At 44.4% G+C, this 19,748-nt stretch carries 17 protein-coding genes; 11 read left to right on the top strand and 6 right to left on the bottom strand.

The genetic code is table 11. From position 1 onward, the window contains the following. The first annotated feature begins 121 nt into the window (after window positions 1–121). Window positions 122–619 carry a cupin domain-containing protein gene (locus JFC06_RS09040; RefSeq protein ID WP_198334784.1) on the top strand — a complete coding sequence of 166 codons (498 nt, stop codon included), beginning with the start codon at window positions 122–124 and terminating at the stop codon, window positions 617–619. 103 nt (window positions 620–722) lie between these two features. Here JFC06_RS09040 and JFC06_RS09045 read toward each other — a convergent pair whose 3' ends face one another. Next, complete coding sequence (locus JFC06_RS09045; RefSeq protein WP_198334785.1) at window positions 723–1,526, bottom strand: crotonase/enoyl-CoA hydratase family protein; 804 nt, start codon at window positions 1,524–1,526, stop codon at window positions 723–725. Between the two features lie 256 nt (window positions 1,527–1,782). On the opposite strand from JFC06_RS09045, the gene JFC06_RS09050 reads away from it, so the two are divergent. Then, window positions 1,783–2,502, top strand: coding sequence for a LysE family translocator (locus JFC06_RS09050; protein WP_198334786.1), 720 nt, complete (start codon window positions 1,783–1,785; stop codon window positions 2,500–2,502). A gap of 65 nt (window positions 2,503–2,567) precedes the next feature. Continuing rightward, a complete protein-coding gene (rlmF, locus tag JFC06_RS09055) occupies window positions 2,568–3,593 on the top strand; it encodes a 23S rRNA (adenine(1618)-N(6))-methyltransferase RlmF (RefSeq protein WP_198334787.1) in 1,026 nt (341 codons plus the stop codon). Window positions 3,594–3,697: 104 nt separating this feature from the next. Here rlmF and JFC06_RS09060 read toward each other — a convergent pair whose 3' ends face one another. The 5 genes from JFC06_RS09060 to dnaA all read right to left on the bottom strand — a co-directional run bounded on the left by JFC06_RS09060 (window position 3,698) and on the right by dnaA (window position 11,712). Further along, a complete protein-coding gene (locus JFC06_RS09060) occupies window positions 3,698–4,294 on the bottom strand; it encodes a manganese efflux pump MntP (protein WP_198334788.1) in 597 nt (198 codons plus the stop codon). Between the two features lie 126 nt (window positions 4,295–4,420). Continuing rightward, a complete protein-coding gene (gyrB, locus tag JFC06_RS09065; RefSeq protein WP_406947981.1) occupies window positions 4,421–6,976 on the bottom strand; it encodes a DNA topoisomerase (ATP-hydrolyzing) subunit B in 2,556 nt (851 codons plus the stop codon). Window positions 6,977–7,551: 575 nt separating this feature from the next. After that, window positions 7,552–8,757: a DNA replication/repair protein RecF gene (gene recF, locus JFC06_RS09070; RefSeq protein WP_198334789.1), complete on the bottom strand. Its 1,206-nt coding sequence runs from the start codon at window positions 8,755–8,757 to the stop codon at window positions 7,552–7,554. A 161-nt stretch (window positions 8,758–8,918) separates the two neighbouring features. Beyond that, the gene (dnaN, locus tag JFC06_RS09075) at window positions 8,919–10,094 is read right to left on the bottom strand and encodes a DNA polymerase III subunit beta (RefSeq protein ID WP_198334790.1); all 1,176 of its coding nucleotides are present in this window, start codon (window positions 10,092–10,094) and stop codon (window positions 8,919–8,921) included. Window positions 10,095–10,266: 172 nt separating this feature from the next. Further along, window positions 10,267–11,712 (bottom strand): chromosomal replication initiator protein DnaA, encoded by a 1,446-nt coding sequence (gene dnaA, locus JFC06_RS09080; RefSeq protein ID WP_198334791.1) that lies wholly within the window; start codon window positions 11,710–11,712, stop codon window positions 10,267–10,269. A 593-nt stretch (window positions 11,713–12,305) separates the two neighbouring features. Between dnaA and rpmH the strand changes: the two genes are divergently transcribed. The 8 genes from rpmH to JFC06_RS09120 all read left to right on the top strand — a co-directional run bounded on the left by rpmH (window position 12,306) and on the right by JFC06_RS09120 (window position 19,735). After that, window positions 12,306–12,440 carry a 50S ribosomal protein L34 gene (rpmH, locus tag JFC06_RS09085; protein WP_007394757.1) on the top strand — a complete coding sequence of 45 codons (135 nt, stop codon included), beginning with the start codon at window positions 12,306–12,308 and terminating at the stop codon, window positions 12,438–12,440. A 186-nt stretch (window positions 12,441–12,626) separates the two neighbouring features. Beyond that, complete coding sequence (gene rnpA, locus JFC06_RS09090) at window positions 12,627–12,998, top strand: ribonuclease P protein component (RefSeq protein WP_198334792.1); 372 nt, start codon at window positions 12,627–12,629, stop codon at window positions 12,996–12,998. Between the two features lies 1 nt (window position 12,999). Beyond that, window positions 13,000–13,380: a membrane protein insertion efficiency factor YidD gene (gene yidD, locus JFC06_RS09095; protein WP_198334793.1), complete on the top strand. Its 381-nt coding sequence runs from the start codon at window positions 13,000–13,002 to the stop codon at window positions 13,378–13,380. 210 nt (window positions 13,381–13,590) lie between these two features. Continuing rightward, window positions 13,591–15,273, top strand: a complete 1,683-nt coding sequence (gene yidC / locus JFC06_RS09100; protein ID WP_198334794.1) for a membrane protein insertase YidC — start codon at window positions 13,591–13,593, stop codon at window positions 15,271–15,273. A gap of 205 nt (window positions 15,274–15,478) precedes the next feature. After that, window positions 15,479–16,915, top strand: a complete 1,437-nt coding sequence (gene mnmE, locus JFC06_RS09105) for a tRNA uridine-5-carboxymethylaminomethyl(34) synthesis GTPase MnmE (protein WP_198334825.1) — start codon at window positions 15,479–15,481, stop codon at window positions 16,913–16,915. A 90-nt stretch (window positions 16,916–17,005) separates the two neighbouring features. Beyond that, window positions 17,006–17,464, top strand: a complete 459-nt coding sequence (gene nrdR, locus JFC06_RS09110; protein WP_193006427.1) for a transcriptional regulator NrdR — start codon at window positions 17,006–17,008, stop codon at window positions 17,462–17,464. Window positions 17,465–17,575: 111 nt separating this feature from the next. Then, window positions 17,576–18,631 carry a bifunctional diaminohydroxyphosphoribosylaminopyrimidine deaminase/5-amino-6-(5-phosphoribosylamino)uracil reductase RibD gene (ribD, locus tag JFC06_RS09115; protein ID WP_198334795.1) on the top strand — a complete coding sequence of 352 codons (1,056 nt, stop codon included), beginning with the start codon at window positions 17,576–17,578 and terminating at the stop codon, window positions 18,629–18,631. A 429-nt stretch (window positions 18,632–19,060) separates the two neighbouring features. Next, window positions 19,061–19,735, top strand: coding sequence for a riboflavin synthase (locus tag JFC06_RS09120; protein WP_198334796.1), 675 nt, complete (start codon window positions 19,061–19,063; stop codon window positions 19,733–19,735). Window positions 19,736–19,748 lie beyond the last annotated feature (13 nt).

Raw genomic sequence — 19,748 nt, forward strand, 5'->3', positions numbered from 1 at the left:
AGCAGAATGAACAATAAGAGGGCGGAGAACTGCCAAATACTTTTTGTACATAATTCAATAAATACAACCAGACATTATTCGCTAGTATAAACAGCAGCTTATCATAAAATCATGGAGATGAATGATGACCACACCCGACCAAAAGCCGCCTAAGGATACGCAGTCTTACGTCCTAACGAAGTCCGCTATAGACAGCACCACCGAGACCAAACATATCCATCAATTCAATGAACGCGCCATTCGCCACACCGTCTCGTTAAGTGACATCGTCGGTCTTACTAAGTTTGGTTTGCACCTTGTGCGGGTTGAGGCAGGCGATGAGACGACGACGCATCACTACCATGAAGAGTCCGATGAGTTCATCTATATGCTGTCAGGCGAGCTATCACTGCGTTATGGCGATGCGCATTATCAGCTAAGTGCTGGCGACTTTGTGGGCTTCCCTGCGCATGGCGCGCCGCACTCGATGCGTAATGATAGCGATGCCGATGCCACTTACCTGATGGGCGGCAATAGGCCACCGATTGACATTACCCTGTATCCGGACATCAAGCGTAAGATGTACAACATTCATGAGGAAAAAGAGTATGTGGATTTGGAAGATTTGGGTGAGGTTTGAAAAGAGTGTTAGTTGCTAAATAAGCCCGTGTTAATGGTTGTTTTAAACAACTACCAACATGGGCTAACTAGGTGATTTACTTTTTCAAATGAACGACTAAATGTTATTTACCTTTAAACTCAGCCTCACGTCTCTCCACCATCGCCATCGCGCCCTCACGCGCATCTTCTGAATAAAACAAATCTGGCAGATAGCTATGAATATTTGCCAGTGCCGCGCCGACGCCACTACGGCTGACATCTTGTGCCGACGACAGTAGGCTTTTTACACCAAGCGGAGCCGCTTGGCAGATCTCTTTGGCAATCGTGAGCGCTCGCTCATATTCGGTGCCGTTTTCTACCACTTCACTGACCAGATTGAGTCGATCTGCCGTCTGTGCGTCAAATGCTTTGCCTGTGAGCAGATACGGCATGGCTTTTTGCCAGCCTGCCGCTTGTACAAATCGGACGGTTGCCCCGCCAAACGGCATGATACCGCGCTGCACTTCCATTTGCGCAAAGTTGCAGTTGCTACTTGCAATGACCACATCACTGTTGAGCATCAGCTCAATCCCAGCGGTAAAGCATGTGCCTTGCACCGCGACGACCACAGGTTTGCAGCGTAATTTACCGCTGATGCCCCACGGATCGATTTGGCTATCGTCAAACTCAAACGCGCCTTTGTCCCATTTATCTTGTAGCTCCATCAGATCCAGACCGGCAGTGAAGTGCTCGCCATGGGCGAAGATGAGCGCACATCGTAGATGATCGTCGTTTTCGTAGTCAGTGAGCGCCTCGGATAACTGCTTAATCATATGGCTATCAAAGGCGTTGCGTTTGTCCGCGCGATTAAGTCCAATCAGACAAATATAGCCGTCGGTTTGATAGGTGATGCGATTGTCGATGTGTTGATTGTGGTCCGTGGTCATGACGTTATCCTTGTCGAAACTGGCGTTGTAAGAGCGTTATTAGAGGGGCAGTTGCTATAAACTTATTTTTATTAACGTGCTTTTAATATAATCATCCTTACACTAGAACACAAGCAGCAAAGCATTGATTTATAAAGGTCATTATTCATAAAAGTGTGCGTTATTAGCAGTTGACCTCATTTACGATAAGTGCAACTATCATTAAGTTTTGTGGCGTCACTTCATTTATTTTTCGGCATAACGGGATAACGGTCTTATGGAATTTTGGCACGGCTTTTTGCTTATCACCAGCGTTCACTTGCTTGCTGCCGCCTCACCTGGCCCTGATTTTGTCTTGGTGTCGCAGCAAACCTTATCAAAAGGTCGGCGCACTGGTCTGGTTTGCAGTCTCGGTATTACGTTTGGTTTGGGTATTCACATCATCTATTCTGTATTGGGACTGGCGACTATCATCGCGCATTCGCAGCCGCTATTGACCGCGATTAAGTGGCTGGGCGGTGGTTATCTGATTTATCTCGGTTGGCAAGGGATTGGGGCCAAACCCAAAAAGCCATCAGATTTGGCAAATTCAGCAGACTCGGCAAGGTCAGCTGTTAACGTGCCACAAGATGTGCTTACCCATCAAACCACGATTTCTAATAAAAACCTCTCTACCAAAAAACCATCTGAGAATACCGACTCAACTACCGCTATTTTGCGTCGTGACTTTTTTTGTAATGTCTTTAACCCAAAAGCGCCCGTGTATTTTGTGGCGATATTTACGCTAGTGTTGTCGCCAGACATACCCCTTTGGCAGTTGGCCATCTATGGCGTATGGATGATGGTCTTGCAGATGGCATGGTTTAGTACGGTCGTCATGCTGCTCTCTATCCCAGCGATCCATCGCCGCTTCCAACGCTTTGAGCATTGGATAGACCGCGTCTTGGGGTCAGCGATGATCGTATTGGGGTTAAATCTTATTTTACGTAGCCGATAAGCCGTTCGTTCCTTGTGAAATCTGCTAAACTGGTTGATTATATTCAGATATCAAAGCCCCACACTATGACAAGTAAGCCTTCAAACCAAAAACACAGAAACCGATCGCCATCTACGGCCAAAAAACTTGGCCAGCTGCATCCGCGCAACCCGCATCAAGGTCGCTATGACTTTGCCGTACTGACCCGCGCTTTGCCTGAGCTCGCTGACCATACCATCACCAATCCTAATGGCGAGCCGACGATCAACTTCTCTGATCATCAAGCGGTGCGTGTGCTTAACAAGGCGCTGCTCGCCCATTATTATGGCGTCAAATTTTGGGACATTCCCGAAGGCTACTTGTGTCCGCCTATCCCTGGGCGTGCCGATTATATTCACTATATCGCTGACTTGCTTGCCCAAACCAGCCACGTCAATGACGACAACACCCCACCAACAGGCAAAGAGCTCCATGCTCTCGATATTGGCACGGGGGCCAGTGCCATTTACCCTATTATCGGTAGCCAAAGCTACGGTTGGCGTTTTACCGCAAGTGATATCGATCCCGTTTCGGTCAATACGGCAGCGCTGATTTGTGAGGCTAATCCAAAGCTCAAAAGCGCGGTAAAGGTAAAGCTGCAACCAGAACCCAAATTTATCTTTAAAAACATCATCGGTCGCCAAGATTACTTTGATGTGGTCGTTTGCAACCCTCCCTTTCACGCCTCGTTGGAAGAAGCCATGGAAGCCAACAGTCGTAAGCAGCATAACCTGCAACGACATCGTGGCAAAAATGAAAACGAAAAGATCAGTCGCCATTCCTCAAAAGAAGGCAATGCCGCACAAAACCTAAACTTTGGCGGTCAGCATAAAGAGCTGTGGAGTGAAGGCGGAGAAATTGCCTTTTTGACTAAGATGGCAAAAGAGAGTCAAAGCTTCGCAGAGCACGTTGGTTGGTTTACTACCCTTGTCTCTAAGTCTGAAAATGTAAAACCTTTGCAGCTTTTATTAAAGCACCTCGATGTCGCCCAAATGCGCATTATTGAGATGAGTCAAGGTCAAAAAAACACACGCGTTTTAGCATGGCGTTTTAACACTGATGAAGACGCATAAACAGTAACAGCATTTAAAAAGTTTCACGTGAAACAAAAAATCACCGCTTTACTAGCAAAGCGGTGATTTTTTATCGTAAAAATAAGTGACTGTAGTCAGGCTAATCAGCTAAAAAACATCACTTTTAAGCCAATAGCAATGAGTACCAATCCACCTAATGCTTCCGCTTTATCTTCTAACCACGTACCAGAGCGCCAGCCTAAATAAACCCCCAGCAGACCAAATAAAGCGGTGATCACGGCGATAATTAAACAGGCCAGCCACGCATTAAGCGCCAACAAATTAAGGGTAAATCCTGCGGCCATTGCATCGATACTAGTGGCGATCGCTAGGGTAAACATGGTTTTATGATTCACACTTTTATACCCGCTATTTTTTGCTAATACCTCCTCAGCAATGTCATCAATCTCTTCTTCATTATGACCAGCAAACACTTCATAAAGCATTTTGCCACCGAGTACGATAAGAATAATTCCGCCAATCCAAGGCGCTGCAGCCGCCAGCCAACCTAATAACGCTGCCCCTAATAAATAACCAATAAGGGGCATGATGCCCTGCGCAATACCAAAATACAAAGCAGCATACATAGCCAAACGCAACACGTATTGAGAGGAATGTTTTTGCGACTTGGCACCCAGCCCGATTGCAACAGCAAACGCATCCATCGCTAAAGCAATAGCGAGTAATAGGACTTCTATCATTTTATTTTTCTCTTATCATAAGTAGCGTATTTTTAGCGTTTCACGTGAAACAAAAATACCGCTTTGGAAGCCAAAGCGGTATTTTCTGTCATCAATTAAAAAGGAGCGCATGTCTAATCATGGTGTTTATATGTCTAAATTAGACACCGTCAATGCGTTTTCTTCAATAAAGATACGGCGCGGCTCAACATGATCCCCCATTAAGCAGGTAAACATGTGATCTGCAGCGATGGCATCTTCAATAGTGACCCGTAGCATACGGCGGTTTTCAGGATCCATCGTCGTATCCCAAAGCTGATCGGCGTTCATCTCCCCCAGCCCCTTATAGCGCTGAATCGCCAGACCACGACGGGCATCTAGCATCATTTGCTGCCATAAATAGTCAAAGTCGCGTATTGGGATATCTTTGGTAGTACCAGCACTGGCTTCACGGCGGATAAAGGCATCCTCTGCCAACAACGTGTTCCACTCAGCCGATAAGCGCAGTAGCTTGCTGTATTCACCTGAATTAATAAAACTAGAGTCTAGCAAATAATGATGTGCCAGCTGATGCACGTATACAGTCACCCGAGGTAGCCACTGTGCTTTAGTCGACAACGCCTCGCTATCAGACTCTGCCCCTTCTTCAGTGTCTACTGCTGGTGTCATACCCAATAAATCAGCAGCGGCAGCATCCATGTTTTTTGGCTGAGGCGCATGGATGTTCACCAACTCAATCTCAGGACTTAGCTCACTGCCTAAACGGTCAAGTTGAGTTTGCATGGCCTCTCTCCAACCTTGCATAGCCGACTTGTCATAAGTCATGTCGGTACTAAGTTTTGGCGTATGGGTTAAGGCATCCAAAATTGTGGCCGGAAAACGGATCTGCAAACGTGCTTTGATCAGCTGCGTTTGGTTATAGTCATTTAGAAGCGTTTCAAGCGCTTGACCAGTGATAGCAGGTGCATCAGCACTGACATGCAGCTTAGTATTGTCAATCGTTGATGACAGCAGATAAGCCTTAAGTGCCTCATCATCTTTTAGATACAGCTCTTGGCGCCCTTTTTTCACTTTATATAACGGTGGCTGAGCGATATAAACATAGCCACGTTCAATAAGCTCAGGTGTTTGACGGAAAAAGAAGGTCAACAGCAACGTACGAATGTGGGAGCCATCAACGTCCGCATCGGTCATGATAATAATTTTATGATAGCGTACTTTATCAGGGTTGTACTCATCAGGACCAATACCACAGCCAAGCGCGGTAATTAGGTTACCAACTTCAGCAGACGACAGCATTCTGTCAAAGCGGGCGCGTTCAACGTTGAGGATCTTACCTTTTAAGGGCAAAATCGCCTGCGTTTTACGGCTACGGCCTTGTTTGGCCGAGCCACCTGCAGAGTCACCCTCCACAATGTACAGCTCTGACAGTGACGGATCTTTTTCTTGACAGTCAGCCAGTTTACCTGGCAAACCGGCGATATCTAATGTGGTCTTACGGCGGGTCATCTCACGTGCTTTACGAGCCGCATCACGCGCTCGTGCAGCATCGATAATCTTATTGGCAATCGCTTTACCTGCACTTGGGTTCTCGAGTAGATAGTCATTAAACTTATCACTCATCGCCGATTCAACCGCAGATTTTACTTCGCTTGATACCAGCTTGTCTTTGGTTTGACTTGAAAACTTTGGATCAGGAACCTTAACAGAAACGATTGCCGTTAGGCCTTCACGGGCATCATCACCAGTCGCAGCGATCTTCTCTTTTTTGAATAAGTTTTCGCGATCCATATAGCTATTTAAGCCGCGCGTTAATGCTGAGCGGAAGCCTGATAGATGCGTACCACCATCGCGCTGCGGGATGTTATTGGTAAAACACAGGACTTTTTCGTTGTACGTGTCCGTCCACTGCAACGCCACTTCGACGCTGATACCCTCATCTTGGTCACTCGTGAAGTGGAACACGTCATTGATGCCATCTTTGCCCGCGTTGATATAACTGACAAACTCCGACAAACCACCTTTATGCTCAAACTCGTGACGCTTATCAATACGCTCATCGGTTAAAACAATACGCACGCCAGAGTTAAGAAACGATAGTTCACGTAGACGTTTGGCTAAAATATCGTACTCAAAGATAGTCCCTGTAAACACATCAGCACTTGGATAAAAACGAATCTGTGTGCCTGTTTTATCCGTTGGTTCCATCTGCTGAATGTCAGCATCAGGCACGCCATCGGTGTAGGTTTGGTGGTAGTGATGGCCTTCACGCCAGATATTCATCTCAAGCTTTTTAGACAAAGCATTGACGACCGAAACCCCGACACCATGTAGGCCGCCTGACACTTTATAGCTATTGTCATCGAACTTACCGCCTGCATGCAGTACCGTCATGATAACCTGCGCGGCCGACACTCCCTCTTCTGGATGAATGTCGACAGGCACACCGCGGCCATTGTCCATCACACTCACAGATTCATCTTCGTGGATGATGATATCAATCTGATCGCAATGACCAGCAAGCGCCTCATCGATAGAGTTGTCCACCACCTCAAAGACCATATGATGTAATCCGGTACCATCATCCGTGTCACCGATGTACATACCAGGGCGCACGCGTACCGCTTCTAATCCGCGCAATACACGGATATCTTTGGAGCTATAATCAGAAGGTAAACTTTCAGGCACCACAGTTGACGCCATGGTTTCAGTAGCACTGTCTGACATCAGTTGCTCGTGGTCGGTAGGTAATGAATCACTCATGTGCATTCCTTAATCTAGCCATAATCAGCCGTTTGTTATTGCCCCATCACTACGATGACGCCTTATAACGTTATTTTAGACTCAATTTTATAATCAAAATCAATGATACGTCTCATTGACTAACACGATTCGCCAAAACTTTATAAAATGTGATAAAGACTTAAAAAAATATCAAGTCAGCGCTTTATCATTCCCGTACTCGCTTCTTTTTTTTAAAGATTATTAAAGCAAATACAATAAATCAAACACATACTTATCAGACACTTGAAAATCAATAGGCAATAAAAAACGTCTGTACAACGCTATCAAAAAACTTGCTGAAAACAGGACAAAAATAAAGCCTCATTTTAGCATTTTTTTGCCTTTAAGTCACTGTTTACTGAGCGTTTTATGGCGATTAAACCCGTGTCTAAAGAGAGTAAAGCTTCAGGAGAAAATGGCAAAACAGGTTGGGGTAGTATAGGTATTTTGGAGAGCGGAGAGAAGAAACACCACCGTTTAAAAACAGGGCATATTTACCCCATGGAGACTTGGCCTTGTTTCACGTGAAACACGTGCGGGTTTGACCATAACGCTCTGACCAATGGTAAAACATCATCAGTCAAACTGGTCATAAATACCTGACACGGTAACTGAGACAGCGCTGATAACAGGATCTCTATAGCTCTCGCATCCAGCTCGGCAGTGATATCATCTAGCAACACCACGGGGGTTACTTGGGAGTTAAGGCCACTATTGGACAAATCGCTGCCTTCTTCCGTATGCAGTAGCAAGGGCAGCTGTGACAAGCGCAACGCGGTGATTAACAATTTTTTTTCACCGCGAGACAGCACATTAGCCGCCTGCTCTTTTAGCGTGGGCAACGGGCTACTCCCATCGGTTTCTATGATGGTATTTGCATGCTCGCTATTCGTTTGTACGGAATCGCTAGAGCGCCAATGAACATGAACATCGGCGCGATGATTGCCGATACGCGTGTATCCCAGCTGCAGATCCTGCTCTAAGCGCTCGTTAAGCTGCACATCAAGCGAAATATTGGTGTCGTAACCCGGATTGTAACTCAAACTTAATTGTTCAGCGTAGGCAGGCAATAGCTCAGCGACAGTGTCAGCAAAATAAGGCTGCCATGCTGCAAACACACGTTCACGGTAATGATGAATAAGCGCAGCATGGTTACTTAGCCCCTTATCCCATGACTTTAACTCAGCAAGCTGCACTTGGGACAAGTGGCGCGTCTTTTTTAACAGACTATTGCGTTGTTTTAGTAGGCGCTGATAGGCTACCCACTGTGGGTGAAACCCTTGTTTCATGTGAAACACTAGCCAATCTAATAGTTGCCGACGACTGGCACTCCCCTGCTCCAACATATCCATTGTCGAGGGGTCTACCAATAACGTGGGTAGTTGTTCAGTTAGGATGCTTTGGTTATAAACAGTGCTTTGATTAAGACGTAGGACCGTTGTAGCATCGGTTTGCTTTTGGATAGCCAAGGTACGGTTATCATTGAGTTTTGCATGCACGGTTGCGGAATTTTGATGGTGCTGAATGTAGCGTTTGGGCTGATGGTGACGAAAACTCTTACCTCTAGATAATAAGAATATAGCTTCAAGCAATGACGTTTTACCACTGCCATTTTCCCCAATAATGACGTTGCAAGCAGCAGACTGGAGGTTGGTTTGCGTCAAATTACGCAGATGGGAGATTTGTAGACGTTCAATCATAATACCGACAGCCGCCTATGGATGTTGCTGAAAAATTAGCGAACAAAAATTTATAAAAATAATAAGTCAGACAAAGATTGGAAGTTAAATCTGGATTGCAAAAACTGCTCTACAGCCTAACTCCCTGTCTTTAAAAAACAAAACGTACTATTTAAAAAACACTATATACGCATCGGCATGATGACATATTGATGGAACTCATCGTTCAGCTGATTGACCAATACCGAGGCATTTGATTGACTCATATGCATCTGTAAGTCGCCTTGGATGACACTTAGCACATCCTGTAAATAGGCGGCATTAAAAGACAGCTCCATCGGCTCACCTTGATACTTGGCTTGTATCATCTCGACCGCTTCATCTTGCTCGGCGTTATTTGCGCGGACTTCTACCATGCCGTCACTGGCAAAGTTGAACACCACACCGCGCGATTTTTCATTACTTAAAATGGCGACACGGCGTAGCACATCCGCCATTTTTTCTTGATTGAACAACGCGAGCTTATCAGTATTACTCGGCATCACGCGGCGGTAATCAGGGAACTTGCCATCAATCAGACGCGCTGTGAACGTAACCATCAAGTTTTGGTTCACCTGCCCTGCACTATCGACGTCGCCAAAAGGTAAGCTCACTTGTAAAAACTCACGGCCAAAGCTTAAGGTGACCTGATTGTCTTGCTCACCAAGCATTTTACCAAGTTCAGTAGCCAAACGCTCAAGCTCAATCACAGCCTTACGCGGCAAAATCGCCTGCATATTTAGATCAGCGCTCACATCGATAACACTGCGTGCCAAAGCCAAACGGTGGCCATCGGTAGCCACTGTCGTCAATTGCTGCTGTGAGACGTCAAACAACATACCGGTTAGATAGTAACGGACATCTTGGATTGCCATCGCAAACTGAGTCTTGTGAATCAAATCAATAAGACGACTACGACTGATGGTCAATGGCGTGATGTTTTCTGGGTTACCCAAACTTGGGTAATCTTCACTAGGCAAGGTTCCCAAAGTAAAGCGACTTTTGCCGCTGGTCAGTAAACAGCGCTCGTTTTGTTGAGTAGCAAGGTTGATCTGTGCTTGAGCAGGCAACGATTTACAGATGTCTTTTAACTTTGTTGCCGGTAATGTTGTGGTACCTGCTTCAATACAAGCACCAGCAGGCAGTTTTAACGTCGAGGTTAGCTCTACCTCTAGATCTGAGGCAGTCAAAATAAGCGCCGACTCAGACAGCTGTAGCTTGATATTGCCCAAAATAACCATATTGTGGCGCTTATCAGCCGCCTTCGCGATCAAGTTAATGGCTTTTAGTAACGACTCTCGATTAATCGATAATTGCATGCTTAGTTACTCTTATTATTAGTTACTCTTATTAAATGATTTTTTATAGTATAAAAATATTGTCTCAATAATACCTTGTCTACTGCCTAGAATCCATTAGCTATCTGTGTGCTTATATTTGCAATATTATAAACCATATCATCTTACTACAACATAGGGACGCCGCGGCCTTCTAACCAGCTTGCAACATGAGGGCTAATGTTTTGTAGTCTTTGTCAAACGCTGGATCTGCGGCTCTTAGCTCATTAACTTTATCGCAAGCGTGCATCACTGTCGTGTGATCGCGTCCACCAAATGACTGTCCAATCTCAGGAAAGCTATCACCAGTCAGCTCTCTTGACAATGCCATTGCGATTTGACGTGGTCTTGCAATACTGCGCGTGCGTTTGCGTCCCATAATGTCTTTGACCGTCACGTCATAGTACTCTGCGACCATCTTACGAATATTATCCATATTTACCGCTTGGACACGCATCGCAACGATATCTTTTAGCGCATATTGCACCATCTCAAGGGTAATCTGTGCCCCAGTCAAGTTGGCATTTGCAAACACTTGATTGAGAGCCCCTTCTAAGCGTCTGACATTAGACACCACGTTTTGAGCAATAAATAGGGCACACTCTTTAGGCAAAACCATGCCGTATGAGGCCGCTTTTTTCTGTAAGATTTGTACACGAGTATCAATCTCAGGAGGATCGACAGCGACTGTTAACCCCCAAGAAAAACGTGACCGAAAGCGTTCGTCAAACTCAGTCATTTGTGACGGATGACGGTCAGACGCTAAAATCAGCTGTTTATCACCGCTTGTAAAATCTGCAAATAGTGTCAAAAACTCATTACTACTTTTGGTCTTACCTGCTAATACATGAATATCATCTACAATTAATAAATCTACTTTTTTAATTTTCTTTTTAAAATCTTCTATTTTATTATTTCTTAATGAATAAACCAATTGATTAATAAATTTTTCAGAAGTGAAATAATAAAAACTTTGATTATTTTTTAAATATCGGTGTGCTACTGAATGCATTAAATGCGTTTTTCCCAACCCAGAAGGACCATATATAAATAGAGGATTGTGTCGATTTTTTGATTGACGTTTACCAAGCTCATAACAGGCCTTGTAGGCTAGATTGTTAGATTTACCGGTAACAAACGTCTCAAAAGTGAAATCAGGGTTTAGATAGCTTAGCGATTTTGCATCAGCAGAATCGATTGACTCTGTGTGTCGCATATTGGCATCAATATCTGCTTTCGCATTGTTATGATGGATGGTTTCAAACTTATGATCTGTCGGGGTAGGGGAGGGCGTATCCGCCACAAACAAAGACCCTGACTGCAACTGGTTGGCCCCATCCGTATTACGATCAGCGTTATCGACGCGGACGACGACCTCCTCGATACTCCCTTGGCTGTGCTTAGTAACCAATTGCTGAATGTCTTGCAAATGGTTTTTTTTAATGTAAGTTACAAAATAATCATTAGGGGCAAGTATGATAAGTGTTTGTGCTTCTTGGTGAGCTGATAATGGTCTTAACCACATGGTAAATACGTTGTCTTTGACGTTATATCGTAAATCGTTTAGACATTTATCCCAAATGTTTGCTGTGTCTATCATGAAAAGTGCTAACCCTATAAACTAAAATAATAGATATGTCTCAACGGTATAAGAGGCTCGTTAACCTCTGATGCCATCCATAATTCCTAAACCAAAATCAATGGCCGTGCAGGGAGCTAATCTAACACAATACCCCTGTGGATAACACCTTGTTTTTTGTGGATAAGACTGTGGATAGTTTTGGGGATAAGTTCATCATCTAGGTTATCCATATTTAACCCACAGGTTATCCACAGGCTTACCCATAGCTTAGTATTATGATAATTAAAAGAAAGGTGGACTTAACCACAGAAAATATGGGTCCCAATAACAACAATATCTATATATATTAATGAATTAATTATTATAGGGTTCGAGGCAAACTGTGGATAACTACCAAAATTAAGAGCGGGTTAACAGTAAGTTCTAGTCACTAGGTAATAAATTTATCAATCACAATGTTTTGGAATAATGGAGTTTTCTCCAACAGGACAGCCAAACAACAAAATGCTCCGATAGTAACGTAAGTCAAATTAGTTTATTGACCAAAAGCAGATGGAATGATATAATCCTCCGTTATTACGAATTTATTCCATTATTTTGATAGGTGAGTTATGAAACGTACATTCCAACCAAGCGTGATCAAGCGTAAACGTACTCACGGTTTCCGTGCTCGTATGGCAACTAAAAAAGGCCGTCAGGTCTTAGCTCGTCGCCGCGCTAAAGGACGTCATCGTCTTACTGTATAATCAGTAGACTGCGCTAAGCATACCTAGTAATGCTTATTGCGTTGCTGGTATCTATAGATCACGATAGTCAATCATCAAAACTGACACGTAGCCATATATTAAAAGCGCCCAGATAGGCGCTTTTTTTGTCTCTATATTTTGTGGCTATTCCTAAACTTGCCATTCGCTCTCATACTAGGTTGTAATATGCCCAACACTGTCTCAGCCACACCTGCCGCCCGCTTCACTAAAGAGCAGCGCTTACTCACACCAGCAGCGTTCCGTGAGGTGTTTGACGCACCTGAGCGGAAGCTTCACCAGAGTCATTTGATGGCTTTTGTACGTGATAATACTCAAAATAAGCCACGAGTAGGTATGGCAATTACCAAGCGTAAAGTCCCCACTGCGGTCGCACGAAATCTTATCAAACGTCAAATACGTGAGCAGTTCCGTATAAAGGCTTTTAAATTAGAAAACAAAGATATTGTTTTTATTGTTAAAAAATCTATAAAAGATTTAAATAATAAAGATTTAATAAATGAGATAAATAATATATTTAAAAAAATAGAAAAAAGTTAATATGAATTTTATATTAAAAAAGAAAAATAATATTTTTAATAAAATTATATTGTCTATTATTTGTTTTTATCAAAAAATAGTAAGCCCTATGCTACCGGCACGTTGTCGCTACTATCCAACTTGTTCGAATTATGGCAAACAAGCTTTAGCATGGCATGGGGTCCGGTCAGGCAGTTGGTTACTATTAAAACGTATCAGTAGGTGTCATCCACTAGGGGGACACGGCGTCGACTTCGTACCGCTACCTTTGGCTTCTTATAGCTATCATTACGTACCCGCTATTTGTACAAAAGACATAAGTGCGCAAGGATTGGGTATTTATCGGGATAGTAGTAGCTATGTTTCACGTCTCAATCAGTTAATGAAGACTGAGTCAAAATAACGCTGACACCGCTTTAATATCATACCTTTTGAGTTACCCACAAGTTATCCACACTCTTGGTATCATTTGAGGTGGTTTTTTAGTAAAATGATGCACATTTTATGTAAATGACTGTCAATGCTGTTGTCATAGATTGGGGCAAACAGAGTGGGCGGTCATGACACATGCCCTAATTTTTCATTCCCTAATTTTTTAATCTAGGAAAGGTTTATGCAAAAGATATTTCGGGTGATGATCATCATTGCGATGCTAATCACCGCTTATCTGCTGATTTTGGCATGGCGAGACGATTATGCCGATGCGCCAGCTGTAGATGCGGTGCCAGAAACGACCACTTCAGTAGGTGCGGACATTCCTTCTACGACTGGTGCAGCAGGTGATATTCCGGTACAGACGCTGCCTGTTGATAACGGTACTGTGACTGCCACCCCTGCTAAAGACACAGGTCTTATCACGGTAACGACCGATCGCTATGATATAAAAATCAATCCAGAAGGCGGTGATATCGTTTATGCTGCGCTCAAGCAGTATGATGCGACGCTCGATAGCGATAAGCCTTTCGTATTGTTAGAAAATAATAGTAATCGTGTGTATGTAGCCCAGTCTGGTCTCATTGGTCCAAATGGTACTGATACCGCAGAAGGCCGCGCTAATTACAGTCATACTGCTAATAATTACGTCATGGAAGCGGGGCAGCAAACCTTATCAGTCCCGCTTACTTATAAAAAAGATGGTGTCACCATCACCAAGACGTTCACCTTTACAGAAAACAAATACCCCATTGATGTTAGCTATCAGATCCAAAACGCCTCTACAAACGCGTGGCAGGGTCAAATGTTTGCGCAGCTAAAACGCGACGATAGTAAAGATCCTGGTATGTCTGATAAAGGCGCGCTGAGTATGGCCACCTATTTGGGCGGCGCTTGGGGTACACCCGATGATCCTTACAATAAGCTAAAGTTTGGCGATTTTAATGATGGTGAGTTAACCACAACCAGTGACAAAGGTTGGGTGGGAATCGTACAGCATTATTTTGTCTCTGCATGGACGCCTAACAATTTCACGGGTAAGTTTTTTAGTCGCGAAACTGGCGATGATTACTTTATTGGATTTAACAGTCAGCCTGTCAATGTGGCACCAAATAAACAAGTGACGTTGGACGCCACCTTGTATGCTGGCCCAAAAGTACAATCTGAGCTAAAAGACGTCGCTGTAGGTCTCAATCAGACCGTGGATTATGGCCTGTTGTGGCCAATATCAAAAGTCTTGTTTGCTATCTTGGATGGCGTTCATAAGGTTGTTGGTAACTGGGGTTGGTCGATCATCATACTAACTATTTTGGTCAAAATTGCCTTAATGTGGTTCTCTAATAAGAGTTACTACTCAATGGCGAAGATGCGAGCTATCGCCCCAAGACTAAAAGCTCTCAAAGAAGAGCATGGCGATGACCGCATGAAAATGTCGCAAGAAATGATGGCCATCTATAAAGAAGAGAAAGTCAATCCGATGGCAGGCTGTTTGCCTATCTTGATGCAAATGCCGATCTTCTTAGCGCTGTATTGGGTGTTGGTTGAAAGTGTTGAGCTACGCCATGCGCCTTGGATCTTATGGATTCAGGATTTATCGGCGATGGATCCGTGGTTTATTTTGCCATTGCTAATGGGTGCATCGATGTTTGTACAGCAGCAGCTAAATCCGCAGCCAGCGGATCCGATGCAAGCGAAAGTAATGAAGTTCTTACCGATTATCTTTACAGCGTTTATGCTATTCTTCCCAGCAGGTCTGGTACTGTACTGGACAGTGAATAACTTGTTTAGTATGACCCAACAATACATTGTTAATAGAAAGGTTGAAGAAGAGCAAAAACGTCGTACGGTTAAGGTACTCGATTAGTCATTAGTTAGCATTATAAAAGGAACCATCGCGTAAGCGGTGGTTTTTTTATGCGTGACAGCTTTGCACAACGGTTAATGGCGCGCCAATATAAAGCCTAAAGTAAGATCAAAGTAGGGCGATTTAAAGTTTGCTTTGTCAGTCTGCGCTCAGCCGTCTATAATGGTGCTTTTAGCTATTGAGAGTTATTGTGGATTCTTTGGAGATGGCGTTGATTGCCCCTCATTCATCTGAAAATCCTAGCCCTTCTGGGTTGGCGACTATTGCTGCCATTGCCACACCACTTGGCCGTGGTGGCGTCGGCGTGATACGTCTGTCAGGCGCACGTGCTTATGCCATTGCCTGCATCCTAACTGGTAAGTCTGCCTTTACACCGAGAATGGCCAGTTTTTGTCGTTTTTATCAGGCAGATGGTACGGTCATTGATGAAGGGTTGGTACTGTACTTTAAAGGTCCGCACTCATTCACTGGCGAAAATGTGATTGAGCTACAGGGTCATGGCGGCATGATCTTGCAAAACCAGCTATTAGCCCGCGTTTTTGAATTGGGCGCAAAACAAGCGAGCGCAGGCGAGTTTTCTTATCGGGCTTTTGATAATGATAAATTGGATCTGATCCAAGCAGAAGCCATTGCTGATGCGATTGACGCCACCAGTGCCGCCGCCGCTAGCAGTGCCATTCGTTCACTAAGCGGTGAGTTTTCCCAAAAAATCAATCAATTATTAGAACAACTGATTCATCTGCGCTTGCACGTTGAAGCGGCGATTGATTTTCCTGATGAAGAAGACGTGGACTTTTTGTCTGATGGGGTGATACAAAATAAGCTTGAGCAAACACAGGCCAAGATTCAACAAGTACTAGCGACTGCCAAGCAAGGCCAGCTCTTACGGGATGGCATACATGTGGTGTTGGCAGGCAGACCCAATGCTGGGAAATCAAGCTTACTGAATCGTCTTGCAGGACAGGAGCGTGCGATCGTTACTAACGTAGCTGGCACCACTCGTGATACGCTACAAGAGACAGTGGTACTCAATGGTTTAACGCTACATTTAACCGATACCGCAGGTCTACGCGAAACTGAGGATACGGTTGAGCGCATCGGTATTGAGCGTGCACGTACCGCTATCACTCAGGCTGATATGCTCCTGATGGTCTACGATGTGACCCGAGATCTTGAAGAGGAGAGTACACCACTACAGCTTGCAGAGCAGCTATTTGGCGAACTCCCAGAGGCCAAACGCTTACTAATTATTGCAAATAAAAGTGATCTGTTAAGTGAGTCTAGTGATGAAAGTGCCACTGCTGTCTCGCAAATTGAGATAAAAAATCGAGGCTATGAACAAGTCAATGTTTCATGTGAAACAGGCAGCGGCATCGATACCTTAGCCGACACCTTATGTGCTAAAGTGGGTTTTCATCCACCAGAGAATAGCTTGATTGCCCGTACGCGCCATCTAGATGCATTACGAAGAACAGCAGACTATTTAACAGAAGCACACGAGCAGCTCACTGTGTTTAAAGCAGGAGAGTTGGTGGCTGAAAGCTTGCGCCAAGCCCAGCTTAGTTTGGGCGAGATTACGGGTGAGTTTAGTGCGGATGATTTGTTAGGTAAAATATTTGGCAGCTTTTGTATTGGTAAATAATCCATAAGCGTGGTGTTTTAACCGCCTGATATCACCGATCATGCTTTGAATGGCTACTTTTATTTTTAATATTATCATAAGGAAAAAGTCATGCACTGTCCGTATTGTAATGCGTCAGACACGAAGGTGATTGACTCGCGCCTTGCAGCGGAAGGTGCCCAAGTACGCCGCCGCCGCTCATGTAATAGTTGCCAAGAGCGTTTTACTACCTTTGAGATGGTAGAGGTGGTGATGCCTAGAATTATCAAATCGAGCGGCAAAATTGAGCCTTATGACAATGAAAAATTGCGTCGCTCTATTTTATTACCCCTGCAAAAACGCCCTATCACCATTGATGAGCAAGAAGCGATGATTAGCCGTGTGGAAAAACGCGTCAGACAGATGGGGGAGCGCGAAGTCAGTAGTAAAGTTTTGGGTGAGATTATCATGAGTGAGCTCAAAGCGTTGGACGATGTCGCCTACGTCCGCTTTGCCAGTGTTTATCGAGATTTCCAAGACATAGATGCTTTTCATCAAGAAATTGCCAATATTCGACCCAATGAAAAATAATAAATAGTTGAGAAATCGCTCACTCCTTAGTTACCTCTCAGTCTTAGTATTTTCAATTTAATAGATACGCTTTTACACCGTGACTATCCAACTCTGATTAAGTATCCCTTTATGTCAACCCATCACCACTCGCAAGATGCACAAGACCGTTATTTTATGATGCTGGCTATCGAACAAGCCAAGCACGGTTTGTATACCACCCGACCGAATCCGGCAGTCGGTTGTGTGATCGTCCACGCGGGTGAAGTGGTCGGACAAGGGTTTCACCCTAAAGCAGGTGAGCCGCATGCAGAAGTGTTTGCGCTCAAAGAGGCAGATGCGCGCGCAGTCGGTGCCACTGCGTATGTAACCCTAGAGCCCTGTAGTCACACAGGACGCACGCCGCCCTGCGCACTTGCCCTTATTAACGCTGGTGTGAAACGAGTTGCGATAGCAGGTCTTGATCCCAATCCACAAGTGGCGGGGCGCGGTGTAAGGCTACTAGAACAGGCAGGTATTGAGGTCAAGGTGGGGGTGTTGACCGCGCAAGCAGAAGCGCTAAATCGTGGGTTTTTAAAGGCGATGCGTACGCAAATGCCCTACGTGCGCCTCAAAATTGCCACCAGCCTTGATGGCCGTACCGCGATGGCATCGGGAGAGTCAAAATGGATCACGTCTACAGCAGCTCGCGACGATGTACAAAAACTACGCGCACAAAGTGGCGTGATTATCACAGGCAGTGAAACAGTTATTGCTGATGATCCACAATTGAATGTACGCTCTAACCAACTAGCTGTGTCACCTGAGCAAGTGCCTGCGCCTATGGTCGTCGTGCTTGATAGGCGTCAACGTCTAGACTACGATCCGCACGCTAATTATCAACTATGTCGTCGTCCAGAGACGCTTTACTGGCGCAATGATGACCTGCCTTCGTTGTTAAAAACGTTAGTCAGTGAGCATCAATGTTATGACGTACTGATAGAAGCTGGTGCAAGCGTGGCAGGCAGCTTTTTAAGTCAACAACTGGTCGATGAATTGGTCGTCTATCAAGCGCCTTGCTTATTGGGCGCTAAAGCACGGGCAATGGTTGAGTTTAATCCGCTGTCTCTGGCGCAGCAGTTGCGTTTTGATATTTATCAGCATGAACAGATTGGTGTTGACCTTAAACTAACGCTATTACCTTTATAAAACGTGTTATTTATAAACAGTTTATCCGCAACCTGTGATTAAAGTGGGATAAGTGTGGATAACGTGTCTCCTAAACGTAAGGTTTCACATGAAACTGTGTATAACTTCGTTTCACATGAAACAGTAAAGACGTATTTTTATCTGATTTTCTTTATAATACTATATATATCAATGACTTACATTCAAGCTCACTATTTCTTAGATTTGATCTAAAATTCAGGTTTGCTGTGGATAACTCTATGTTTGGAGGGGTGTTTAAAGGAATCAGGTGTGGTTTCTCTTTACTTATCCACAAGTTATCCCCGAAAGGCTTGAAATAAGCGCAGGTTTCACCATCAATTTTAGTTAAGTTAGGCAACTGCTGGCAAAAAATTAAGACGTTGAAATACATTGTTGATCACGTCTACCCAATAATGAGATGAGGTTTATATGTTTACTGGAATTATAGAAAGTGTTGGAAAAGTTAAATCCATGCAACCAACAGGTGGCGATATACGTTTGATAATAGAGTCCGATGAGTTAGATTTCAGTGATGTCAAACTGGGGGACTCTATTGCCTCAAATGGCATTTGTCTAACGGTGGTAGATTTTGGGAGCAATCATTACTCCGTGGATGTTTCACGTGAAACGATTGTCCGTACCGCACTAGGAACTCTAAAAGCAGGCCATATTGTCAATTTGGAAAAAGCGATGCTGCCAACCACGCGTTTTGGCGGTCATATCGTTGCAGGTCACGTAGATGGCGTAGGCGTTGTTAGTAAGCTGCAACAGGACGCGCGCTCTATCTACATTGAGATTGAGATACCCCAAGAGCTTGCGCATTATACAGCGACTAAAGGGTCTATTACGGTCGATGGTATTAGTTTAACGACCAACCTGGTACAGGATAATATTGTCTCTTTAAACATCATTCCTCATACTGCCCAAGTGACCAATATTGCCAAGCATTGGCTGGTTGGTAGTAAGGTCAATATTGAGGTAGATATCGTTGCTCGCTACTTAGAGCGTCTGATAAATAAATCGCAAGCCAGTGCTATGGCTGCCCCCAGTCCGCAAAGTCAAATCACAGAAGCCTTCTTGGCAGATAATGGCTTTATGAAGTGATGTTTAAAAGAGC

The organism is Psychrobacter namhaensis, assembly GCF_016107545.1.
GTDB classification, from domain to species: Bacteria; Pseudomonadota; Gammaproteobacteria; order Pseudomonadales; family Moraxellaceae; genus Psychrobacter; species Psychrobacter namhaensis.